Consider the following 21,341-nt stretch of genomic DNA (forward strand, 5'->3'; position numbering starts at 1 on the left):
GCGGGGGTGAGGGCGTGGCGTGGCAGTTGCAGTTCACGTCGGTGGAGGCCGGGCCGGCGGGGCGGGCGGGGTTCCAGTTCGTCGCCGAATCGGCGGGGCTGCCTCAAGGGCTCACCGACAAGATCGCCCGGCATCTCGCCTACAAGCCGCCGCCCGGCGCCCCGCTGGCGCCGTCCCCCGAGCAGATCGCCCGCATGCCCGTCGCCCTCGCCTACGGCTCCCTCGGCACGGCCGGCCACCCTGGCGCCCCCGAGGGTTCCTCCCGCTCTCATGGCGAGCTGAGCGTTCTCACCCGATGCGTCTACCTGGGCCGCGACTACTCCGGGCGGTACGGCAACTTCCTCGGCCACGCGATCGTGGCGACCGAGGAGGAGATGACGGGGCTGCGTCCGGTCGAGTTATGGGGGTCACCCCTGTGGCAGGACGTCCCCGCCTCCCCGGGCGCCGACCTGCCCGAACTGTCCGACCTGCCGCCCGGTGACGGCGCCGACCCCGACGCGCTGGCCGCCTGGCTGGCCTCCGGCGGCGCGGCGGCGTACGCGCGGCTCGGAGGGCTGCTCGAGACGGTCACGCTCGCCCTCGCCGGAGGCCACGGCCGTCTCGTGCTGGTCAGCGCCGACACCGACGAGATCGTCCGCTGGATCTCCGTCCTCTCCTACTCGCTGCCCTGGCCGGTCGCGGCCCGGCTGTCGTTCCTCACCTACAGCGCCGACCCGGCCGCCGCGCCGCACCTCGTCGTCGGCACCACCCCCGACGTGTGGCTGCCCGCCGACATCAAGGCCGCCGTCCTCCGGCTCGACGACCCCCCGGACGCGGCGGCGCCCGCGCCGGGACGCTTCGCCCGTACGGTGGCCGACTGCTGGCGGCGCGGCGACCTCGACGGCATCGACGCGATCAGCGAACTCGCCTGGCGTGGCGCGGGGGCCGAGGCCGGCGGACCGGGTGAGCTTGGCGTGCCGTCCGGCAGGGCTTCGGACGGCGTGCCCGGGGGGCGGGCGTTCGAGCCGGAGATGGGCGCTGCGCTCCTGGCCTTCTGCCGGGGGGACGCGACCGTGACCGCCGAGGAGCAGGCGGCCATCGCCCGCGGCCTGTCCCGGGACCTGCCCGACTGGCTGTGGGAGGACCTGGCGCGCGCGACCGGACGGATGGGGTTCGAGCTGGCCGCCGCCGTCCGCGCGCACGCGCCCGCCGAGACGGCCGAGCGGTGCGCGCTGCGGTGCGCGGCCCTGGCCCTGGCCGACCCCGCCCTGCCGGCGCCGGCGCCCGCGCGGCTGCCGGAGACGCGCGCGTCGCTGGCCCCGGACGCGGCCCGCGCGCTGGCCGCCGTCGGTGACCTGGAGGAACTCGGCCGTGCGGTACGGACCGCGCACGCCGTCGGCGCGCCGGTGACCGCCGCCGACCTCGAACGGGCGGCCCGGACGCTCGTCCGCGACGGCCTCGGCGACCTCGCCCGGCTGCTGGAACGCCTGCCCCCGCACCTCCGCGAGACCGCGGTCACGGGCGTCGTGGCGGGCCTGGAGGAGTCGGACGACGACGTCAGGACGCGGATGCTCACCGACGAGGTGTGCGAGCGCTTATGGGCCCGCGACCTCGCACACGCCCCGCGCACAGGGACGGCCGTGGTGCGGTCGCTGGCCCGCCGACAGCGACTGTCCCGCGTCGAGGCCACCAGAGAACTCCTCCGCCTGGTCCCCCCGGACGATCCCGCCGCCGCACGGAGCCGCCCCGCGACCGAGGAGGCCGAGCTCACCAACGGTACGAACGCGCGCAACCGCGCGGAAGGGGCGGGTTCAGAGGAGCCCAGGATCCCCGGAGCGGTGGGAAACCGCGACGGCACAGGCCCGGGGAATCACGCGCAAGGGGCGGGATCGGAGGAGCCCAGGTTCGCCGGAGCGGTGGGAGGCCGCGACGGCACAGGCCCGGGAAGCCGCGCGGAAGGGGCGGGGCGCGAGGGCGGTGGAGTGGTGGGCGGGCGGGACGCGGGGATCGGTGAGATCTGGGCGCGGGCGCCGGGGGTCGCGGAGGTGGCGGCGCTGGTCGAGGGGGCCGGGGCCGTGCTCGGGGATGTGCCCGTGCTCGGGGACGTCCCGGCCCGGGCGTTTCTCGCCGCCGGTCTGGAGGACCCCGAGACCGTGCGCCTGGCGCGTCAGGTGCGCGGCGCCGTACCCGGCTATCCCGCCAAGGACGCCGAGGCCGTCCTGCTCGCCGCGGGCGTGCGCGAGGCGGCGGACCCGCCGGACGCCGCCGCGCTACTCGTGCGGCTGGACGAGCTGGCCCGCGAGACACACGAGGAGCTGCACGCCGCGGCGTGGGAGGTCGCGGCGGCGGCGGTGGCGGAGCGGGACCCGCGGTTCAGGACCGAGGTGGTCAGGCGGCTCCCGGACGAGGCGCGGAGCGTGCTGGCGCGCGCCTGGGTCGCGGCCCGGACGCCCCGCGAGGAGGAGCCCGCCCTGCTGGAGGTCGCCGTGCGGCTGCACCTGGCCGGCGAGACGGTGCCCGAGCTGGACTCCTGGGCGCGGTCCCGGCTGAGCGGCTGGTCGATGTTCGGCTCGGCCGAGGCCCGGTTCCGGCGGGACACCGAGCTGCTGGCGGGGCTGCGCGAGCTGCGGGACGCGGCGCGGGGCCGCCGGGGGCGGAAGCGCGGGGACCGCTGATGCCGCTCGTCGTGGTTTTCCTGGTCGCGCTGTGGGCCGCGTGCATGTACTTCGGCTTCCTGTACGCGTTCCCGGTGGTGTGCGTGCTCAGCGTGGTCGCCGCCACGCTCACCGGCGCCGTCCACTACCACGTGCGCGCCGGGGAGGTGCTGCTGCCGGCGACGGCGGGCGGCCCGTCCCCCGCCGTGCCGGGCGAGGCGGGCGAGACACGCGACCCGGCGTTCCGCCACTACCTGTTCGGGCAGGCGGGCCAGGACTGGTGGCGGGTCGCGGGCTTCGCCGTCCCGGCGATCTGGCGGACGGTGCGCCGTACCCTCCGCACCCTCACCCGGTGGCTGATGAGCAACACGCAGGGCTTCTTCCTGGTGCCGGTGTGGCTGGCCGTCGTGGTCGGCGTCGCGGTCGCCGCGGTGCCGCTGGGGGCCGCCGCCGCCGCGGTGGCGGCGGCGTACGCCGTGGTGTGCGGGGCGGGCATGCTGCTGTGGGCGGCGGGCGTCCTTCTCGTGCGCGGCGCTGAGGGCGTCCTCATGCTGATCCGGCGCATCCTGCAGACCTGCCCGCACCCGCAGTGCTACGCCCGGTTCGCCCTGCCCGAGTACGCCTGCCCGTCCTGCGGCGAGCGCCACCGGCGCCTGGTGCCGAACCGGGACGGCGCGTTCCGGCACGTGTGCCGGTGCGGTACCCGGCTGCCCACGGCCATCGTGCTCGGCCGGTTCCGCCTGCAGGCGTACTGCCCGGAATGCGACCGGGCGCTGCCGCACCGCATCGGCCGGGCGAGGATCGAGCCGCTGCCGTTCGTCGGCGGCCCGGACGCGGGCAAGACGACGTTCATGGTGCTCGCCGTCAACGCCCTGCACGGGGTGGTGCGGGAGGCGCGCGGGCGGGCGGGGTTCGTCGTCCAGGGGGACGAGGCGGCGTTCTCGCGGCTGCGGCAGGAGCTGCGGCTCGGCAAGGTGTCCAAGACCACGACGCGGGCGCCGTCGGCGACCATGGTGGACATCACGCTGCCCGGCGCCAAGCCCCGCAGCGGCAACCGCATCCTGTACCTGTTCGACCCGTCGGGCGAGGGGTTCACCGGGGCGGCCCAGGTGGAGGCGATGAGCTACCTGGCCCACGGCGAGGCGATGCTCATCGTCGTGGACCCGTTCGCGCTGCCGCTGGTGCAGCGCGGCCTGTCGGAGGCCGAGCGGCGGACGCTCAAGGACGCCGGGGTCGTGCTGTCGCCGGAGGATCCGTCCGACACCTTCCAGCGGGTGCGCAACGAGCTGGCCGCGCGGGCGGACGGGGGGCGGCAGAAGCGGGTCGCCGTGGTGGTCACCAAGGCCGACCTGCTGCGCCGCACGGCCGTCGGCCACGACGCGGACGACCTTCCCGCGTGGTTCGACGGCGTCGGGCTCGGCAACATGGTCAGGGATCTGGCCAGGACGGCGGCGGAGGTGCGGTACCTGTCCTCCGGGCTGCCGGCCGACACCGCCGCGATCGGGCGGCTGCTGGCGTGGCTCACCGGCCTGCCGGTCCCGGAGCCCGGCGCTCCTTCGGACGCCTCCCCGCACGCGGCGCCGGAGAAGGACGCCGGCGCGGACGAGGAGGAGCTGACGCTGACGGACCTGCGGCGCCCGTGGAACCCGGTCAAGGCCGCCGCCGGGCGGGCGCCGCTGGGCTACCGGCTGTTCCGCCGGTCGCTGTTCGGCGCGTCGCTGCTGCTGTGCGCGGCCACGCTGGCGTTCCTGGCCGCCCGGGCGTGGTCGTTGCTCGGCGCGATCGTGATCGCCTCGTGACCGGTCCCGGCGGGCACGGGGCCCGCCGGGGGTGCGGTCGCGCGGCCCGGCGGGTCAGGCGGCCGGGGCGGGGATGATCCAGGTGGTCCTGGCGGCGGCGACCAGGGCGCCGTCCACCTCGTAGATCGCGCTCTCGCCGAAGAGCTTGCGGCCGTCGCGGCCCGTGGCGCGGGCCACCACCGAGTACGTGCCGTTCGGGTACACGCGCCGGAACACCTGCGCGGTGATGCGGCCGAGCAGGCCGGGGCCGCCGTTGCCGGCGTGCGCCCAGCCGGACGGGCAGTCCAGCGCCGCCCACACGACCGCGTCGGGTACGACGCCCTCGTCGGTGACGGTCACCGGGACGCGCCAGCCCGCCGCCACGACGCCGGTGCCCTCGACCGGGCCGGGGAACAGGCGCAGGCCGTCGCCGGGGTGGCGCAGGCCGCAGACGAAGCAGCCGGGGACGGGGTGTTCGCCGGAGAACCCGGCGAAGCCCGCCTCGGCCCGGGCGGCGTCGGCGAAGGGCACGAACGGCGGGGGCGTGACGTCCTCGGCGACGGGGATCGCCTCGGCGAGCACCTGCCCCTCGTGGGAGAGCGAGGCGGAGTTGGCGACGTGGGACACGTCGAGGGCTGTGGACAGGGGGACCGGCCGGCGCAGCGTGACCTCGACCGCGTGCGGGCCGTTCAGCGTTTCCGCGAAGGTGCCGGCGAGCGTTCCGGCGATCCAGCCGCCGTTGGCCATCCCCTCGGGACCTCGGAAGCGGGCCGGGACCGTGAGACCGGTCTCCAAACCCGCGGACGTCGTCATACCGGGCACCCCCCACTGCTCCCCAGGACCTGGAGCGCAAGCCTGCATATTTTCAATACCACCAATGCCGTGAATCAGTGCACATGCGGCTTATGCCGCGAATAACCCTCTATACCGTTCCATTTTAATCCACCCCATCGGCCCCCTCATCGAACCAGGGGCCGATGACGGGACCGTTAGCCCGCGGTGACGGAGGCGTGACGCCGGGCGAAGGACCGCACCGGCACGCGCCCACCGGGATCGGACGACCGGATGGCGTCCGGCCGAACGACCGCCAAGGCACCGTCAGGCGCAACCACGGCGACCCCTGTGCCCATTCCCGTCGAGCCGAAACCCGCACGCGAGCAATCGCCGCGCCCCGCGAACGGCCCGGCACGTGCCCGGACCCGCCGGCGCGAGCCCCGCCACGGCCCGGGCCGCGCCCCGTACGGAACGGCGCGCCCGCGCGACGGCCCGGCACGGCGGCGGCGAAGGAACGGGCGCCCGGAAATGGTGTTTCGCTTTTCCGAATGGCAGAGATGACCCGCGAGAGAAGGACCGTGTCAAATTCGGATCGGCCTGCCGCGCACAAATGATCGGCACCCTGAATGGGGCCGGGAAACGTGGCGATCATGTCGGCGCAGGCAATAGCCTGACACCCCCCTCGGGCGCACCAAGGAGGCCGACGTGCCGATCCGCCGGGCATTATCACCCATTTTGGCCGCCTGCCTGATTTCACTGGCGGCCTGTTCGACCGGTAATCCTCTCGGCGACGCGGACGGCAGGGGCGGCCCGGTACCAATGGGGCATATCGCCTATCAGCCGCCGCTTCTGCCGATCGAGTTCTTCATCGACACCGCCGGCAATATCGGCGTCAACGCCAAATCGCCCAAGATCGTGACGCCGATCGGCGTCTTCACCATCAGCGCCGGCGCCGTCAAGGACCTGCGGGGCGACCCGCTTCCTCCCGAACCGGCCGACGTGACGCAGGTCGTCATCTGCCAGGGCGCCGAGCCGAAGAGGTGCCACGCCTACCAGATCGGCAGCGGACGCAAGATGCGCATCACGATGGACGGCCGCTTCGTGCAGGACATCGAGCGCAACCGTGTCACGATCGAGGCGGCCCCCGGCTCCACCATCACCGTCACCGACAACGGGCCGCCGTCCAGGGTCGGCGAGGCCCACGACGCGGCGCGCCTGGCCGTCGAGGAGTTCACCTTCTTCGAGACCAGCCCCCACACGAACGTCGACCTGGAGAAGTCGCGCTCGGGAATCGCCGCCGACCTGTCCTACGACCACATCAGCGGCCGGCTCGCCCCGGTGAACGGCGCCAAGGTGGCGCGCGTGGAGAAATACGGCGCGTGGAGCACACGGCGAGGCAACTGGGAATTGCCCAGCGAGTACGAATGCCAGCAGGCGACCGGCTGGAGCACCACGTTCGCCCCGGACGCTTTCGACGACGACAGCACGCTCGCCTGCGTGAAGACCGCGGAATCCGACCTCGGCGTCATCCTGGTGATCCCCGACACCGGCACGAAACCGATCAGCTACCGCCTCTACAGCAAGGTCTGGGTACGCTGACACCCCCACGTGTCAAGACATACAGAACCCCCCGAACCGACGACCGGCGTCCCCGGAAAAATCTTCGAATAAGTCCGGGAGGAGGTGTCGGATCGGGGCGGTGGTGTTCGTAGCAGGGGTGAGGCCGCCCGCACGGGGCGGCGCCAAGGCATAGGAACCGCGATCATGAAGCTGACGACCATGACTCAGGTCACCATCGATGGAGTGATGCAGGGAAACGGCGGCGCGTCGGATGAGGACCGCAGGAACGGATTCGAGCGCGGCGGATGGGCCCGGGGGGCGGGTGACGACGAGACCAGGACGTTCATCACGCGGACCACCCAGCGCGCCGAGGCGTTCCTGTTCGGCCGGCGCACCTACGAGTTGTTCACCTCGTGGGGGTCAACCGACCAGACGCGCGCACACCCCATCGGCGCGGCCCTGAACGCGGCCCCCAAGTACGTCGCCTCGACCACGCTCACCGCGCCGCGCTGGGAGAACACGACCGTTCTCCGCGGTGACCTCGCGGCGGCCATCGGTGAGCTGAAGGCCACGCCCGGGGGTGAGCTGCAGGTGCAGGGCAGTGGCACCCTGACCAGGTGGCTGCTGGAGAACGACCTGGTCGACGAGATGACTCTGATCGTGGTCCCGGTGATCCTCGGCCAGGGCGCGAGACTGTTCCCGCAGACCGGTCTGGATCTCGCGCTCGACCTGGTGGAGTCGCGGGTCGACTCGAAGGGCGTGACCATCCAGGTCCACCGGCCGGCCGGACGCCCGCGGTACGCGTCGGCCTGAAGCCTCTGCCACCGAACCACGCTGTCCTGACACCACAGGAGATGATCTTTCAGATGCGATACCTGGTTTCCGTGATCGACGACAAGAGCGATCCCGGCAGCACGGACAGGCGGCCTGCCATCAGCGCGTTCAACGAACGACTGATCGCCGAGGGCTACTGGGTCTTCTCGGGCGGACTCGCCGGCACCGACGCGGCCACGGTCATCGACAACCGGGGCGAGCAGGCGGTGTTCAGCGACGGGCCTTTCGTCGAGTCGAAGGAGTACCTCGCCGGCGTCTGGGTGTGGGAGGCCCCCGATCTGGACGTGGCGCTCAAGCTCGCCGCCGAGGCGTCCAAGGTCTGCGATCGCAAGATCGAGGTGCGGCCGTTCCTGTGAGCGACGTCGAGGAGGCGATCACCCGGGCCCACCACGACGAGTGGGCGCGGGTGGTGGCCGCCCTGACCAGGCGCTTCGGCGCCCTCGACATCGCCGAGGAGGCCGCGGCCGAGGCGTTCGCGACCGCCGTCGAGCGGTGGCGGGCCGACGGCCTGCCCCCCAACCCGGGCGCGTGGCTGACCACCACCGCCGGCCGCAAGGCCATCGACCGGATCCGGCGCGAGCACAAGCGCGACGACAAGCACAAGGAGGCGCGGACACTGCACGGCGACACCCCACCCGAGCCGCTCGGCGCCATCGACGACGACCGGCTCCGGCTGATCTTCACCTGCTGTCACCCGGCGCTGGCGGTGGAAGCGCGCGTGGCGTTGACGCTGCGCATGGTCGGCGGCCTGACCGTGCCCGAGATCGCCCGCGCCTTCCTGGTGCAGGGGACCACCATGGAGCAGCGCGTCACCCGCGCGAAGGCCAAGATCAAGGCGGCGCGCATCCCCTATCGGATGCCGTCCGCCGACGATCTGCCGGCACGCGTCTCCGGCGTGCTGACCGTCCTGTTCCTCATCTTCAACGAGGGCTACCTGGCCAGCGGCCCCGGCACCGATCCCGTACGACACGACCTGACCACCGAGGCGATCCGGCTCACCCGCCTGATCCGCGCGCTCCTGCCGCAGGACGGAGAAGTGGCCGGCCTGCTGGCGCTGATGCTGCTCATCGAGGCCCGCCGCCCCGCCCGGGTCTCGGCCGGCGGCGAACTGGTCCCCCTGGCCGAGCAGGACCGCGGCGCCTGGGACGCGGAACTGATCGCCGAAGGTCATCGGCTGGTGCGCGAGCGCCTGGCCGCCGCCGCTGCCGGGGAGGCTCCGGGTCGCTACCAGATCCTCGCCGCGATCAACGCCGTGCACACCTCCGCCCGCGACATCCGCGACACCGACTGGTCGCAGATCCTCGCCCTCTACGACCAGCTCGTCCGCCTCGCCCCCTCGCCGATCACCGCCCTCAACCGGGCCGTCGCCGTGGCCGAGCTCGACGGGCCGGAGGTGGCACTGGCCATCGTCGACCGCCTCGCCGAGGCGCTGGCCGGCTATCACGCCTACCACGCCACCCGCGCCGACCTGCTGCGCCGGCTGGGCCGGAGCCGGCAGTCACGCGCGGCCTACGACCGGGCCATCGAGCTGGCCGGCAACACCGGCGAGACCGCCTACCTCACCCGCCGCCGCGACCAACTGCGGCCCGACGGCCCACACACGGCCCAGAGCCGATGAGACGGCGCGGGCGGACGCACGCCGCCGGCCCCGGACCGTACGGCCCGGCGAGACCGGCTCCGCGCCGCGGCTACAGCACGGGCAGGTAGCGGCCGAGTTCGAACTCGGTGACCTGGCGGCGGTAGTCGCTCCATTCGGCGCGCTTGTTGCGGAGGAAGAAGTCGAAGACGTGTTCGCCCAGGGTTTCGGCGACGAGTTCGCTGTGTTCCATGGTGGTGATGGCCTCGTCGAGGCTCTGCGGGAGCGGGGCGATGCCGAGGGCGCGCCGTTCGGCGGTGGTGAGGGCCCAGACGTCGTCCTCGGCGCCGGGCGGCATCTCGTAGCCGCCTTCGATGCCCTTCAGGCCGGCGGCGAGGATGACCGCGTAGGCGAGGTAGGGGTTGCAGGCGGAGTCGAGCGAGCGGAACTCCACGCGGGTGGAGTTGCCCTTGTGCGGCTTGTACATCGGGACGCGCACGAGCGCGGACCGGTTGTTGTGGCCCCAGCTGATGTAGCTCGGCGCCTCGCCGCCCTGCCCGGCGATGGCCTCCGACCCGCCCCACAGCCGCTTGTAGGAGTTCACCCACTGGTTGCACACCGCGGTGATCTCGGCGGCGTGGCGGAGCAGCCCTCCGATGAACGACCGGCCGATCTTGGAGAGCTGGTACTCGGCGCCGGGCTCGTAGAAGGCGTTGCGGTCGCCCTCGAACAGGGACATGTGGGTGTGCATGCCCGAGCCGGGGTACTCGGTGAAGGGCTTGGGCATGAAGGAGGCCCAGATGCCCTGCTCCAGCGCGACCTCCTTCATGACCAGCCGGAAGGTCATGATGTTGTCGGCGGTGGTGAGCGCGTCGGCGTACCGCAGGTCGATCTCCTGCTGGCCGGGGGCGCCCTCGTGGTGGCTGAACTCCACCGAGATGCCCATGGCCTCCAGCATCATGATCGCGTTGCGGCGGAAGTCGTGGCCCGAGCTGTGCGGGGTGTGGTCGAAGTAGCCGCCCGAGTCGTTGGGCACCGGCCTGCGGCCGTCCTCGGGGCGATCCTTCAGCAGGAAGAACTCCACCTCGGGGTGGGTGTAGAAGGTGAAGCCCATGTCGGCGGCCTTGGCGAGCGTGCGCTTGAGCACCCAGCGCGGGTCGGCGTGCGAGGGCGAGCCGTCCGGCATGAGGATGTCGCAGAACATGCGGGCGGCGCCCGGCGTCTCGCTGCGCCAGGGAAGGATCTGGAACGTCGAAGGGTCCGGCTTGGCCAGCATGTCGGACTCGTACACGCGGGCGAAGCCTTCGATCGCCGAGCCGTCGAAGCCGATGCCCTCGGCGAACGCCCCCTCAAGCTCGGCGGGCGCTATGGCCACCGATTTGAGGAACCCGAGGACGTCGGTGAACCACAGCCGGATGAACCGGATGTCGCGTTCTTCGAGCGTGCGGAGCACGAACTCCTGCTGGCGGTCCAAGGCATCCCCTTCTGCCGGACGGTGATCGTGAACACCATCGTCGTCGCGCTGAGCCGATTGCTGAGTCGGCGGAAGACATGTCTGGTCATCTACCAGTCTGCCCGCTTGAGATTTCGGACACGTTACGAGGGCCCGTCGCGGCGCGTCCCGCGCGGCCCTTGACCCGCATCGCGGCTCCTTTCCGGTTCTGGACACGGCCCGCCTGAGCGGGCGGCGGAACGTCATCGGCGGGTGTATCACGGATACGGGCGGTCATCACGTAATGTGACTGCATGATCTCGTTCTGTATTCGTCAAGGGTGACCTCGGCGCGAGGAGTCGGCAATGAACGCGGATCGACGGCACGTCCGGCGCCCGGCCCCGCGGGCTCCGCTGAGGCGGCGTCCGGCCGGCCTCGGGCGGCGCGCGTCCGCCCTCCTGCACACGGCGGTGGCGCGGCGCCTCGCCTGGGCCGTCTCGTCGGCCGCGGCGCTCGCGCTGGTCGCCCTCGGCGCGCAGACCGGCAGGAACGCCGCCTGCGCGACCACGCTCACCGGCCCGTACGGCGGCGGGGTGCGCGGGCTCGCGGCGGGGTCCCTGCCGCCGCGAGCACGGCCGGGGGACGAGTGCTCCCTGGCGGGCGCGGTGAGGGACGGCCTGCTCGCGGCGGTGTCGGCGCAGGAGTACGCGGGCTCGGCCGCCTGCGGGGCGTACCTGGACGTCGCGGGCCCGCTGGGCGTGGTGCGCGTCCAGGTGGTGGGCCGGTGCCGGACGTGCGCGCCGGGCGAGGTGGACCTCAGCGGCCCGGCGTACGCCCGCATCGCCTCCCCGGGGCGGCGCGTGGTGCCGGTCGGGTACCGCACGGTGCGCAACCCGGCGGTGGCGATGCCGGTGGCGTTCCGGCTCAGGCAGGGGTCCTCGGCGCGCCGGCTGGCCATCCAGGTGGTCGACCACGGCAACCCGCTGGTGCGGCTGGAGGTCCTGCGCGACGGGCGCTGGGTGGAGCTGTCGCGGGACGCGGGCAACTACTGGGTCGCCGGGCGCGGCGCGGGCCCCGGCCCGTTCGTCGTGCGGATCACCGACGTGTACGGCCAGCGGCTCACGGCCTCCGGCATCCGCCTGACCGGCGGCGGGCTGCAGCGCACCCCGTACCGGTTGTACGCCCCGGCGGAGGCGTCGCCGCCTCCTCCCACGCGCACGGCCACGGGCAGGCGGGCGGCGGCGGTCCCCTCGCCCGAGCCGTCGCCGCCCGCGGACGGCGACGCGGCGGCGCCCCGGGAGACCACGACCTCCCCGGCGACCGAGCCCCACGGGGCCTCGCGGGATCCCGGTTCCCGGGGCGGCGCGCGGAACCCCGGATCCGGCGCGCCCGCCCAGGAACCTCGCGGGCCGTCTCAGAGGCCCCGCGTGGCTGCCGACGGGTCCGGCACGGTCGCCCAGGGGTCCGGCACGGTCGCCCAGGGGTCCGGCACGGTCGCCCAGGGGTCCGGTGCGGTCGCCCACGGGCCGGGCGCCGTCTCCCATGGGCAGGAGGGCCGTCCGGTCGCGGCGACGCCGGCCCCGCATCCTTACGGGTCCGCCGGCCGGGCGCGGGGCGAGGCCTTGAACGGCAGCACTGACGGCGGCACGGAAGGCGGCTCGCATGGCGGCGCGGACGGCACCGCGCCGTTCCCACGGACCGGCCACCCGGGCGACCCGCGACGACCGGAGACGCTCCTGCCGGGTGGTCCCGTGCCGCTGGCGGCCCTGCCGTCCGCGCCGCCGTTCTTCTGCTGAGCTCCCGGCACCGCGCTCAGGAGCCGCAGGCCAGGGCGTCGCCGGTGGGGGTGCGGCGGTAGAGGACCTCGCGGCCGAGGCGGCGGCGGGCGACCAGGCCGTTGCCGCTGAGCACGGACAGGTGCTGCGAGACGGCGCCGGGCGTGAGCGACATGCGCCGGGCCAGCGCCGTCGTGGACGCCGGGTCGCGCAGCGAGAGCAGGAGCTGGGCGCGGGTCCTGCCGATGAGGGAGGCCAGGGCCTCGGGCGCGGGCGGCGGACCGTCGTCCCAGAGCGTGCCGATGCCGCGGGCCGGGTAGACGAGCATGGCATGGTAGGGCGCGGTCATGGTGGCGATGTCGGGCCAGCGGAACGCGCTCGGCACGAGCAGCAGGCCGTCGCCGCCCAGCCCGCCGGAGTGGCCGCAGCCGCCGGTGGTCGTGGTCAGCCGGTCGCCGTGCCAGTGGACGGCGGCGTGCAGGTCGGCGAACAGCTCGTGCGCGCCGCCGGTGGCGAGCCGCCGTGACCGCCACATCACGTCGGCCTCCAGCAGGCCGTACACGCGCGGCCAGAACTCGGAGAGGGCCAGCTCCCAGTACGCGTCGAGCGTGCCGGCCACCCGGCGGACCCCCGCGACCGGGTCGGCGCGGAACCGCGCGATGGCCTGCCGGTCTGGGGTCTCCACCCGTCCCGCCTCCTCGGCGGCCTTCTCGGGGACGGCCCTTCGGACGCGGTCGAGCTCGGCGGCGAAGTCGGGAAGGGGGGTGTCCGGCGGCGGGGTGAGGAAGTCGGCCATGTAGCCGCGCGCGGGCACCAGGGCGAGCAGCTCGGACAGGTCGAGCGCGCCGAGCCGGGGCCGTACCGCGCGCAGCCAGGGCAGGTGCACGGAGTGGCGGGCGGGGGCGTGCAGCACGCGCAGGCTGGCCACGAGCTCCCACATCGGGGAGAAGGCGAAGCGCAGCCGCGCCACGTCGCCGGCCGCGAACCGCCACTCGACGCTCATTACGGCACCGCCCCCCGACGTTTTAGTGTGCGCTAAAAGATTGGCACGGCACACGCCCGAGGCTCAACGCTTGTCCGCGTGACCACCCGAACCCACAGCCCCCGCCCCAAGCCGTCGTCCCTGCTCGGATCCAGGATCGGAGGGTTCCCGCGCGCCTTCTGGGTCCTGTTCGGCGGCACCTTCGTCAACCGGCTCGGCACCATGGTCGAGCCGTTCATCGGCGTCTACCTGACGCAGGCGCACGGCATGTCCCTGGCCACGGCCGGCCTGGTGTTGGCGGTGTTCGGGGTGGGGTCGCTGTTCTCGCAGCTCGTCGCGGGCTGGCTGGCCGACCATGTGGGACGCAGGGCGACCCTCACCGGCGGCATGCTGGCGACGGCCGCGTGCATGATCCTCCTCGGGTACAGCACGTCGCTGCCGGCGATCGTGGCGGTGATGGCGGTGCTGGGCCTGGTCGTGGACGCCTACCGGCCGGCCTCACAGGCGCTGGTGGCCGACCTGATCCCGGCCCACGACCGGCCGCGCGCGTTCGGGCTGCTGTTCTGGGCCATCAACCTGGGGTTCGCGGTGGCCATGATCGCCGGAGGGTCGCTGGCCCAGGCGGGTTTCGTCTGGCTGTTCTGGATCGACGCGGTGTCCTCGCTGATCTTCGGTTTCCTGGTGTGGCGGGCGGTGCCGGAGACCCGGCCCGAACGCGCGGAGCAGGCGGGCGGGTTCCGCGAGGCGCTGAAGGACCGGCTGATGGTCGTGTTCGTGGTCACCTCGCTGCTGTACGCGTTCGTCTACCTGCAGGCGTACTCGACGCTGCCGCTGGCGGTCGCCGGGCAGGGGCTGTCCACCACCGCCTACGGGCTGGCGATCTCGGTCAACGGCATCCTGATCGTGCTGGTGCAGCCGCTGGTGGGGCCGTGGCTGAACAGGCACGACCCCGGGCGCACGCTGGCGGTGGGCATGGCCGTGGTGGGCGCGGGGTTCGCGCTGATGGCGCTGGTGTCGACGACGGCGGGGTACGCGGCGGCGGTCGCGGTGTGGACGCTCGGCGAGGTGATCACGGCGGGCATGGCGGGCGCGGTGGTGGCGGCGCTCGCCCCGCCGCACCTGCGCGGGCGCTACAGCGGGCTGTTCGGGTTCGCCTGGTCGGCGGGCGGGCTGCTCGCGCCGCTGGCGGGCACCCGCCTGCTGGCGATCGGCCATGAGGCGCTGTGGGTCTCGGTGGGCGCGGTGGGGCTGGTCGCCGCCGCGGGCCAGTTCGCGATCGCGCCCGCGATCCGCCGCCGCTCCGCCGCCTGACCGGTCCGCCCCGCCCCGGCAAAGCCGTCACCTCCCATTAAGTACCGCGTATCAGTTGAAATGCGATATCAACCGGTCATTGATCGGGCGTTATACGAAGTCCCATACTTTCCGGATGCCTCCCGCACGGACCTGGGAGCGCAGAGGGGGACGGGGCATGCGGCGGCTTGGATGGATGGGCTGGACCGCGGTGGCGGTCGCGACCGCGTCGGCGACGATCGTCGCCGCGGGGCTGGCCGTGCGCCTGCAGATTCCGGTGGCGGACCGGATACGTCCGGGCGTGGTGACCGGCGACGACGTGGTGGGCGTGGCCTACCCGTTGCTCGGCCTGCTGCTGACGCTGCGCAGGCCCCGCCTGCTGCCGGCGTGGCTCATGCTCGGCGGCGGCCTCGCCACCGCGACGCTCTGCCTGTCCCAGGGCTTCTACGAGCAGGCGCACCTCGCGGGCGACCGGACGTCCGTGACCCTCATCGGCGACTACAACGCCGCCATGGGCGCGGTGTGCATCGTCTGCGTCGACCTGCTGATCCCCCTGCTGTTCCCGGACGGCCGCCTGCCCTCCCGCCGCTGGCGGCCGGTGGCCGTGTTCGCCGTCGGGACGATCGTCGTGCTGGCGTTCCTGCACGTCGTGCGGCCCTCGGCGCCCGGCTCCCCCAACCCCCTCGCGGTCCCCTTCCTCGCGCCGCTGGCCGAGCTGACCGCCGCGCCGGACGTGGACTGGTACCTCGTCGCCGAGGGCCTGTGCCTGCTGTCCCTGCTGGACCGTTTCCGGACCACGGACGCCGCGGGCCGGCGCCAGATCGGCTGGCTGCTGTACGCGGTCGCCGCCAACTGGGCCGTGGAGGAGTGGATGCCGTTCTCCGTGCCCGCCATGCTGACGACGGCCGCGATCCCCGTCGCCGTGGCGGTCGCCGTGACCCGCTACCGCCTGTACGGCATCGACACGCTGGTCAGCCGCACGCTGATCGCGGCCGGGCTGGTCGGCGCGGTCGGCGCCGTCTACTTCGCGGTCAGCACGCTCGGCCTGGTCGCGGCCGGGCTCGGGCAGCTCGCCGGCCTCGCCGCCGCCCTGTTCGCGGGCGCGGCGTTCCAGCCGCTGCGGCGCGCGCTGCGGCGGCTCGTCGACCTGGCCTTCTACGGGCACAGCGGCGACCCGCGCCGGCTGGCCGAGCGGCTCACCATGGAGGTGCACAGCGCCGACCCCGCGGGCGCGCTGGCGGCCGTGGTCGCGACCGCGCGCGACAGCCTGAACGTGTCCGGCGTGACCGTGGAGGTGGCCGGGGGGCGTCCCGGGCGCGTGGCGATCGGGACGGTCGGCGCCGCGCCCCGCGAGGTGCCGCTGGTCTGGCACGGCGAACCCGTCGGCCGCATGCTCATCGGCCGCCCCGGCCCGCGCCGGTTCCCCCGCGCCTACGACGAGCGGATGATCGCGACGCTCACGCCGTTCGCGGCCGACGTGGCCCACGCCGCGCGCATGGCCGCCGACCTGCAGCGCTCACGCGAGCGCATCCTCGCCGCGCGTGAGGAGGAGCGCCGCCGCCTGCGCCGCGACCTGCACGACGGCCTCGGCCAGGCCCTCGGCGACATGTCCATGTCGGTCACGGTCGCCAGGAAGCTGCTGCGCGACTCGCCGGAGTCGGCCGAGCCGCTGCTCGCCCGGCTGCGCGGCGGCATGGACCGGATCACCCAGGAGATCCGCGAGCTGGTCTACGGCCTGCGCCCGCCCGCGCTGGACGACCTCGGCCTCGCCCTGGCCGTCGGACGCCTGGCCGAGCCGGACGCGCGGGTGGAGGCGCGCGGCGACCTGGGCGGGCTGCCCGCGGCGGTCGAGGTGGCGGCCTACCGGATCGCGCAGGAGGCGCTGACCAACGCCCGCCGCCACGCCCGGGCCTCCTCGATCCTGGTGGAGCTGTCCCGCTCCCCCGAGGCGCTGTGCCTGCGCGTCCGCGACGACGGCGCCGGGCTCGCGCCGGACGCGCGCGGGGGCGTGGGGCTGGCGTCCATGCGCGAGCGCGCGGCCGAGCTGGGCGGGACCTGCGCGGTCACCTCCGCGCCCGGCGAGGGGACCGTGGTCGAGGTCGTGCTCCCCGTGTCGGAGGACTCGGCTCCCGCCCCCGAGTCCGGCGGACCAGCGGGGCCGCCGCCGGAGACGCCTCCGCGCCCGGAGACGTTCCTCCAGGCTGCGGGGCTGGAGGCCCTCGGCCGGGCGTGACCCGGACGGCCGGGGCGACCCGACACGGCTCAATGGACGAAATATCGCTTCTTGTCGGCCCATAATTCGGTGATGCCGGAAACCACGCGAACGGTACCGGCCCAGGGAAAGGTGCACGGAATGGTCAGGATCACGGCGGCGCGCGCGGTGGCCGTCGTCACGGCGGTGGCGTCCCCTTTCATGGTCATCGCCGGGCTGATCATCTACATCAGGCTCCCGGGGGCATGGCGGCCCGACGTCCCGGCCAACCCCGACTTCGCCGCCGGGCTCACGATCCCCCCGGTCGGCGCGTTCCTCGTCTTCCACCGGCCCCGGCTGATCATGGCGTGGCTGATGTGCGGCGGCGGGTTCGGCGCGGCGATGGACCAGTTCTTCGGCATGATGACCCTCCGCCTGGCCGCCGACGGCGACCTGATACTCGCCGGGTACATCCGCTACCTCTCCCTCGTCGGATGGTTCGCGGCCGGTTTCTGCCTGGCGGTCCTGCTGCCGCTCCTCTCCCCCGACGGACGGCTGCCCTCACGCCGCTGGCGGGCGGTCGTGGCCCTCGGCCTCCTCGCCACCGGCCTGGAGTTGTTCCGCGCGTTCACCAGGCCCGCGCCGATCAACACCCGGCGACCGGCCCTGGTGGCCAACCCCCTCGCCATCGAGGCGCTGCGGCCATACCAGGAACTGATCAGCCAGATCGCCTGGATCGGCATCTTCGGCGCGGTCGTGCTGGCGCTGCTCTCGCTGGTCGTGCGCTTCCGGCGCGCCGACCCGGTCACCCGGCGTCAGATCGCCTGGCCCCTCGTCGCGCTCACCGGGTACGTGGTCTTCCTGCTGATGGGCGAGCGGGCCTGGTTCCTCGCCGTGCTGTGGGCCGCGCTCATACCCGTCGCGATCGCGTTCTCCGTGATGCGCTACCGCCTGTACGGCATCGACACGATCGTCAGCCGCGCCGTCGTCGCCGGTGGCATCATCGCCGTGGTCAGCGGCATCTACTTCGGGGCCGGCGGGCTCGCCGGGCTCGTGGTGTCCGGACGCCACCAGATCGGCGGGCTGGTCGCCGCCCTGTTCGCGGGCGCGTTCTTCCAGCCGCTGCGCCGGACCTTCCAGCGCCTCGTGGACCGGGCGATGTACGGCCGGGTCGGCGATCCGCGGCTGCTGGCCGACCGGCTCACCCAGGAGGTGAGCAGCGCCGACCCCGCCAACGCGCTGTCCTCGGTCGTCGCCGTCCTGCGCGACGGCCTCGCCGTCCAGGGCGCCGCGGTCGAGGTCGTGGGCGGCAGGCCCGCGTACGTCGAGAGCGGCCACGTCGGCGACGCGCCGCGGCGGATCCCGCTGGTCTGGCACGGCGAGACCGTCGGCCGCCTGCTGCTCGGGCCGCCGGGACCGCGCCGCTTCGCCGCCGCGCACGACGAACGGGTGATCGGCACGCTCGCCCCGTACGCCGCCGACGTGGCGCACGCCGTCCGCATGGCCGCCGACCTGCAACGCTCCCGCCACCAGATCCTCAGCGCCCGCGAGGAGGAGCGCCGCCGCCTGCGCCGCGACCTGCACGACGGGCTCGGGCAGACCCTGTCCACGATGGCGATGACGATCAACATGGCCCGCAGCAGCCTGAGGAAGTCCCCCGACTCGGCCGACACGCTTCTTCGGGACCTGCGCACCGGCATGGACGCGGTGTCCGGCGACATCCGCCAGCTCGTCTACGGCCTGCGCCCGCCCGCGCTCGACGACCTCGGCCTCGCCGGGGCCGTGCGCGCCCTGGCCGCGGAAGGGCCGCCCCCCACCCTCGTGGAGACCTTCGGCGACCTCGCCACCTTGCCCGCCGCCGTGGAGGTCGCCGCGTACCGCATCGTCCAGGAGGCCCTGACCAACGTGCGCCGGCACGCCCGCGCCGCGGGCGCCGTCATCACCTTGGACCGCGCCGCCGACGTCCTGCGCCTGCGCGTCCGCGACGACGGCGCCGGCCTCCCCGACCGTCTCCGCGCCGGAGTGGGCCTCCACTCCATGCGCGAACGCGCCGCCGAACTCGGCGGCACCTGCACCACCTCCCCCGCCCCCGGCGGCGGCACCGTCGTCGAAGCGGTCCTCCCCCTGTGACCGACCGCCCCGGGAGAACACGCCGAATCCTCAAGATCGGCGGCGGCCGGTCACGGTGACGTCGGGTGTCGGAACGCCTCTGCCGATCAGGACTTGCGATCTTGCTCTGGGAGGTAGGGGCTGAAATGGTCGGCGACGATGCCCGCGATCGCGGCGGCGTCGCCGGAACCGTCGACTTCGATCACGCGGATGCCGAGCCGGCGGGCGGTGCGGACGGCGTCCTCCGCGACGAGGCGATCCCGGGTGAGGCGGTTGGCCTGCGCGCGGGCCGGATCGCTGAGGCGGTGCCCGAGCGAGGCGGCGCGCGGTAGTTCTCGCAGTTGGTGCCGGCGGAACTCTGGCGTGGGCACCATGACGACCATCCGGCGCGGTGAGTCGATGATGGGGGCGACGAGTTCGGGGCGCAGTCCCCAGCCTTCGGCGATGATCGGGTGGCCTGACACGAGCGCGCGCAGGTCGTCCAGGGCCCACTCGAACCGCTCCGGGAAACCGGCCAGGGTCGCGGCGGCCATCGCTTCCGGGGTGGTGTGCACCCACACCTTGTCCGGGTCGGGCTCGGCGGCGGGCTCGCCGAGCCCGACGCGACGGGCGATCCGGCGAGCGTTGTGACCGCGGGCGTCGTGGTAGTCGTAGTTATAGACGGTGACGCCGTACTCGACGGCCAAGAGCCGGGCCACGGTCGACTTCCCGGCCCACTGTCCACCCCCGATCCACAATGCCCGGCGCAACGTACCGAAGGGATCCCGGACTTCGCCGTCCGCAAGGGAGTCATGGCCGGTCATCTGATGTCCTCCTGTGTCGTGAACGGTCTGCTCCCTGGCGGCGGGCCAACGCACCGGCTCACATCCGCGCGGCGGCCGCTCTCTCCAGTTCGTCGACGGTGCCGGACATGATCGTGCGGAGGTGCTCGGTGATGAGCTCCAGCGGCCAGTCCCACCAGGCCAGGGCCAGGAGGCGCTCGATGTCGGCGTCGCTGTGGCGGCGGCGGATGAGCCGGGCCGGGTTTCCGCCGACGATGCCGTAGTCGGGCACGTCCTCGACGACCACGGCGCCTGAGGCGACGATCGCGCCGTGGCCGATGCGGACGCCGGGCATCACCATGGACCGGTAGCCGAACCAGACGTCGTTGCCCACCACGGTGTCACCCCGTCCGGGCAGGCCGGCGATGAGGTCGAAGTGCCCGGCCCAGCCCCCGCCCATGATCGGGAAAGGGAACGTCGAGGGTCCGTCCATGCGGTGGTTGGCGCCGTTCATGATGAAGCGCACGCCCTCGCCGAGCGCGCAGAACTTTCCGATGATCAGCTTTTCCGGCCCGTAGTGGTACAGCACGTTGCGGGTCTCGAAGGCGGTCGGATCATCGGGGTCGTCGTAGTAGGAGAACTCGCCGACCTCGATCAGCGGCGAGGTGACCAGCGGCTTGAGCAGCACGACTCGGGGCTGCTCGGGCATGGGGTGCACCACGGTCGGATCGGCAGGAACGGGCATCACGAATCGTTTCCTTTCCGAAGAGATGTCGGTGGCGTTGGACCACGTCGGGCCTCGTCGCCGTGGCGCCGTGCGCCTTGGGCTGGGGCACACCGCCCTGGTGATCCGGAAGGGCGGGCTTCAGCCTGTCGGCCCTATCGGAACGGAACGTTCCGTGCGGATAATAGGATCCCAAGCTCGACTTCTGATGTCAAGTACGGAACGAACCGTACCGATAAGGTCTCAGTATGACCGGCACACCCCATCGTCGCGGCGCCGACCGGACCGAATCCATCATGCGGACCACGCTGGAGCTCGGCCAGGAGATCGGCTACGCCAGACTGAGCATCGAAGCGGTCGCCGCCCGTGCGGGCGCCAGCAAGCAGACCATCTACCGCCGATGGTCGTCCAAGGGGGCCCTCCTTCTCGACTCGCTGTTGTCGATGAACGGGCCCCGCCTGGACTATCCCGACACCGGCGACATCGTCGCCGACCTGCGCACACAGATACACGCGGCCGTCGACCTGCTGGCCAGGCCCCCCTTCGCCCCCTTGTTCAAGGCCCTGATCGGCGAGGCCCAGCATGATCCCCAAGTCGCCGCCGCACTCAACGAGCGCTTCATCACCCCGCAGGCGGACAAGACCGTCACCCGACTGAAGACGGCCCGTGACCAGGGCCAACTCTCACCCGCTTTCGACCTCGACCTGGCGATGGCGATCCTGTCCGGCCCGCTGTACTTCCAACTCCTGATCACTCAGGAACAACTGACCCACGAGTACGTCGACCGAATCCTCGACGCGCTTTTCGCCGGTATGGGCCCCCGGCCACACACTCCGACATCCCATGCCAGGCCGCCAAGCCCGTCGGTGCCTCCTGCCTGATCGTGATGCCGCGTCCGGGAAGCCAATACAGATAGACGAGA

16 protein-coding genes are annotated in these 21,341 nt (G+C 73.3%); 11 read left to right on the plus strand and 5 right to left on the minus strand.

Annotated elements, in window-relative coordinates:
• Positions 1 to 14: 14 nt before the first annotated feature.
• Both BJ982_RS40715 and BJ982_RS32460 read left to right on the plus strand, forming a co-directional pair.
• Positions 15 to 2,654 carry a GAP1-N2 domain-containing protein gene (locus tag BJ982_RS40715; RefSeq protein WP_184886387.1) on the plus strand — a complete coding sequence of 880 codons (2,640 nt, stop codon included), beginning with the start codon at positions 15 to 17 and terminating at the stop codon, positions 2,652 to 2,654.
• Positions 2,654 to 4,432, plus strand: a complete 1,779-nt coding sequence (locus BJ982_RS32460; protein WP_184886389.1) for a TRAFAC clade GTPase domain-containing protein — start codon at positions 2,654 to 2,656, stop codon at positions 4,430 to 4,432. Before BJ982_RS40715 ends, BJ982_RS32460 begins: the two co-directional genes overlap by 1 nt.
• A gap of 54 nt (positions 4,433 to 4,486) precedes the next feature.
• Here the strand turns inward: BJ982_RS32460 and BJ982_RS32465 are convergent, their stop codons facing one another.
• The gene (locus BJ982_RS32465) at positions 4,487 to 5,224 is read right to left on the minus strand and encodes a hypothetical protein (RefSeq protein WP_184886392.1); all 738 of its coding nucleotides are present in this window, start codon (positions 5,222 to 5,224) and stop codon (positions 4,487 to 4,489) included.
• A 666-nt stretch (positions 5,225 to 5,890) separates the two neighbouring features.
• Between BJ982_RS32465 and BJ982_RS32470 the strand changes: the two genes are divergently transcribed.
• The 4 genes from BJ982_RS32470 (at position 5,891) to BJ982_RS32485 (ending at position 9,197) form a co-directional block, all read left to right on the plus strand.
• A complete protein-coding gene (locus tag BJ982_RS32470) occupies positions 5,891 to 6,784 on the plus strand; it encodes a hypothetical protein (protein ID WP_184886394.1) in 894 nt (297 codons plus the stop codon).
• Positions 6,785 to 6,949: 165 nt separating this feature from the next.
• Positions 6,950 to 7,558: a dihydrofolate reductase family protein gene (locus tag BJ982_RS32475; protein WP_184886396.1), complete on the plus strand. Its 609-nt coding sequence runs from the start codon at positions 6,950 to 6,952 to the stop codon at positions 7,556 to 7,558.
• Between the two features lie 53 nt (positions 7,559 to 7,611).
• Positions 7,612 to 7,935: a YciI family protein gene (locus BJ982_RS32480; protein WP_184886398.1), complete on the plus strand. Its 324-nt coding sequence runs from the start codon at positions 7,612 to 7,614 to the stop codon at positions 7,933 to 7,935.
• A complete protein-coding gene (locus BJ982_RS32485; protein WP_184886400.1) occupies positions 7,932 to 9,197 on the plus strand; it encodes an RNA polymerase sigma factor in 1,266 nt (421 codons plus the stop codon). The genes BJ982_RS32480 and BJ982_RS32485 overlap by 4 nt, the downstream gene beginning before the upstream one ends.
• A 70-nt stretch (positions 9,198 to 9,267) precedes the next feature.
• Here the strand turns inward: BJ982_RS32485 and glnA2 are convergent, their stop codons facing one another.
• A complete protein-coding gene (glnA2, locus tag BJ982_RS32490) occupies positions 9,268 to 10,629 on the minus strand; it encodes a gamma-glutamylpolyamine synthetase GlnA2 (RefSeq protein ID WP_184886402.1) in 1,362 nt (453 codons plus the stop codon).
• A 323-nt stretch (positions 10,630 to 10,952) separates the two neighbouring features.
• Here glnA2 and BJ982_RS32495 point away from each other — a divergent pair, with 323 nt between their 5' ends.
• Positions 10,953 to 12,383 carry an expansin EXLX1 family cellulose-binding protein gene (locus BJ982_RS32495; protein ID WP_184886404.1) on the plus strand — a complete coding sequence of 477 codons (1,431 nt, stop codon included), beginning with the start codon at positions 10,953 to 10,955 and terminating at the stop codon, positions 12,381 to 12,383.
• Positions 12,384 to 12,399: 16 nt separating this feature from the next.
• Here BJ982_RS32495 and BJ982_RS32500 read toward each other — a convergent pair whose 3' ends face one another.
• Positions 12,400 to 13,365, minus strand: coding sequence for an ArsR/SmtB family transcription factor (locus tag BJ982_RS32500; RefSeq protein ID WP_184886406.1), 966 nt, complete (start codon positions 13,363 to 13,365; stop codon positions 12,400 to 12,402).
• Positions 13,366 to 13,443: 78 nt separating this feature from the next.
• Here BJ982_RS32500 and BJ982_RS32505 point away from each other — a divergent pair, with 78 nt between their 5' ends.
• The 3 genes from BJ982_RS32505 (at position 13,444) to BJ982_RS32515 (ending at position 18,955) form a co-directional block, all read left to right on the plus strand.
• Positions 13,444 to 14,655 (plus strand): MDR family MFS transporter, encoded by a 1,212-nt coding sequence (locus BJ982_RS32505; RefSeq protein WP_184886408.1) that lies wholly within the window; start codon positions 13,444 to 13,446, stop codon positions 14,653 to 14,655.
• A gap of 157 nt (positions 14,656 to 14,812) precedes the next feature.
• Positions 14,813 to 16,867 carry a sensor histidine kinase gene (locus tag BJ982_RS32510; RefSeq protein WP_184886410.1) on the plus strand — a complete coding sequence of 685 codons (2,055 nt, stop codon included), beginning with the start codon at positions 14,813 to 14,815 and terminating at the stop codon, positions 16,865 to 16,867.
• 120 nt (positions 16,868 to 16,987) lie between these two features.
• On the plus strand, positions 16,988 to 18,955 hold the full coding sequence (locus tag BJ982_RS32515) for a sensor histidine kinase (RefSeq protein WP_239122850.1): 1,968 nt from the start codon (positions 16,988 to 16,990) through the stop codon (positions 18,953 to 18,955).
• 86 nt (positions 18,956 to 19,041) lie between these two features.
• On the opposite strand, the gene BJ982_RS32520 is transcribed toward BJ982_RS32515, so the two are convergent.
• Entirely contained in the window at positions 19,042 to 19,737 is a 696-nt protein-coding gene (locus BJ982_RS32520; protein WP_184886414.1) for a hypothetical protein, read from the minus strand.
• 58 nt (positions 19,738 to 19,795) lie between these two features.
• On the minus strand, positions 19,796 to 20,440 hold the full coding sequence (locus tag BJ982_RS32525) for a CatB-related O-acetyltransferase (protein ID WP_184889661.1): 645 nt from the start codon (positions 20,438 to 20,440) through the stop codon (positions 19,796 to 19,798).
• A 227-nt stretch (positions 20,441 to 20,667) separates the two neighbouring features.
• Between BJ982_RS32525 and BJ982_RS32530 the strand changes: the two genes are divergently transcribed.
• Positions 20,668 to 21,300 carry a TetR/AcrR family transcriptional regulator gene (locus tag BJ982_RS32530; protein WP_239122851.1) on the plus strand — a complete coding sequence of 211 codons (633 nt, stop codon included), beginning with the start codon at positions 20,668 to 20,670 and terminating at the stop codon, positions 21,298 to 21,300.
• Positions 21,301 to 21,341 lie beyond the last annotated feature (41 nt).

Source organism: Sphaerisporangium siamense, from assembly GCF_014205275.1.
Lineage (GTDB): Bacteria > Actinomycetota > Actinomycetes > Streptosporangiales > Streptosporangiaceae > Sphaerisporangium > Sphaerisporangium siamense.

Coding starts and splice junctions, on each gene's coding strand:
- BJ982_RS32500 (WP_184886406.1), bottom strand. CDS start 13,365: ATGAGCGTCGAGTGGCGGTTCGCGGCCGGCGACGTGGCGCGGCTGCGC.
- BJ982_RS32525 (WP_184889661.1), bottom strand. CDS start 20,440: ATGCCCGTTCCTGCCGATCCGACCGTGGTGCACCCCATGCCCGAGCAG.
- BJ982_RS32465 (WP_184886392.1), bottom strand. CDS start 5,224: ATGACGACGTCCGCGGGTTTGGAGACCGGTCTCACGGTCCCGGCCCGC.
- BJ982_RS32510 (WP_184886410.1), top strand. CDS start 14,813: ATGCGGCGGCTTGGATGGATGGGCTGGACCGCGGTGGCGGTCGCGACC.
- BJ982_RS32520 (WP_184886414.1), bottom strand. CDS start 19,737: ATGACCGGCCATGACTCCCTTGCGGACGGCGAAGTCCGGGATCCCTTC.
- BJ982_RS32495 (WP_184886404.1), top strand. CDS start 10,953: ATGAACGCGGATCGACGGCACGTCCGGCGCCCGGCCCCGCGGGCTCCG.
- BJ982_RS32460 (WP_184886389.1), top strand. CDS start 2,654: ATGCCGCTCGTCGTGGTTTTCCTGGTCGCGCTGTGGGCCGCGTGCATG.
- BJ982_RS32515 (WP_239122850.1), top strand. CDS start 16,988: ATGGTCAGGATCACGGCGGCGCGCGCGGTGGCCGTCGTCACGGCGGTG.
- BJ982_RS32475 (WP_184886396.1), top strand. CDS start 6,950: ATGAAGCTGACGACCATGACTCAGGTCACCATCGATGGAGTGATGCAG.
- BJ982_RS32530 (WP_239122851.1), top strand. CDS start 20,668: ATGACCGGCACACCCCATCGTCGCGGCGCCGACCGGACCGAATCCATC.
- BJ982_RS32480 (WP_184886398.1), top strand. CDS start 7,612: ATGCGATACCTGGTTTCCGTGATCGACGACAAGAGCGATCCCGGCAGC.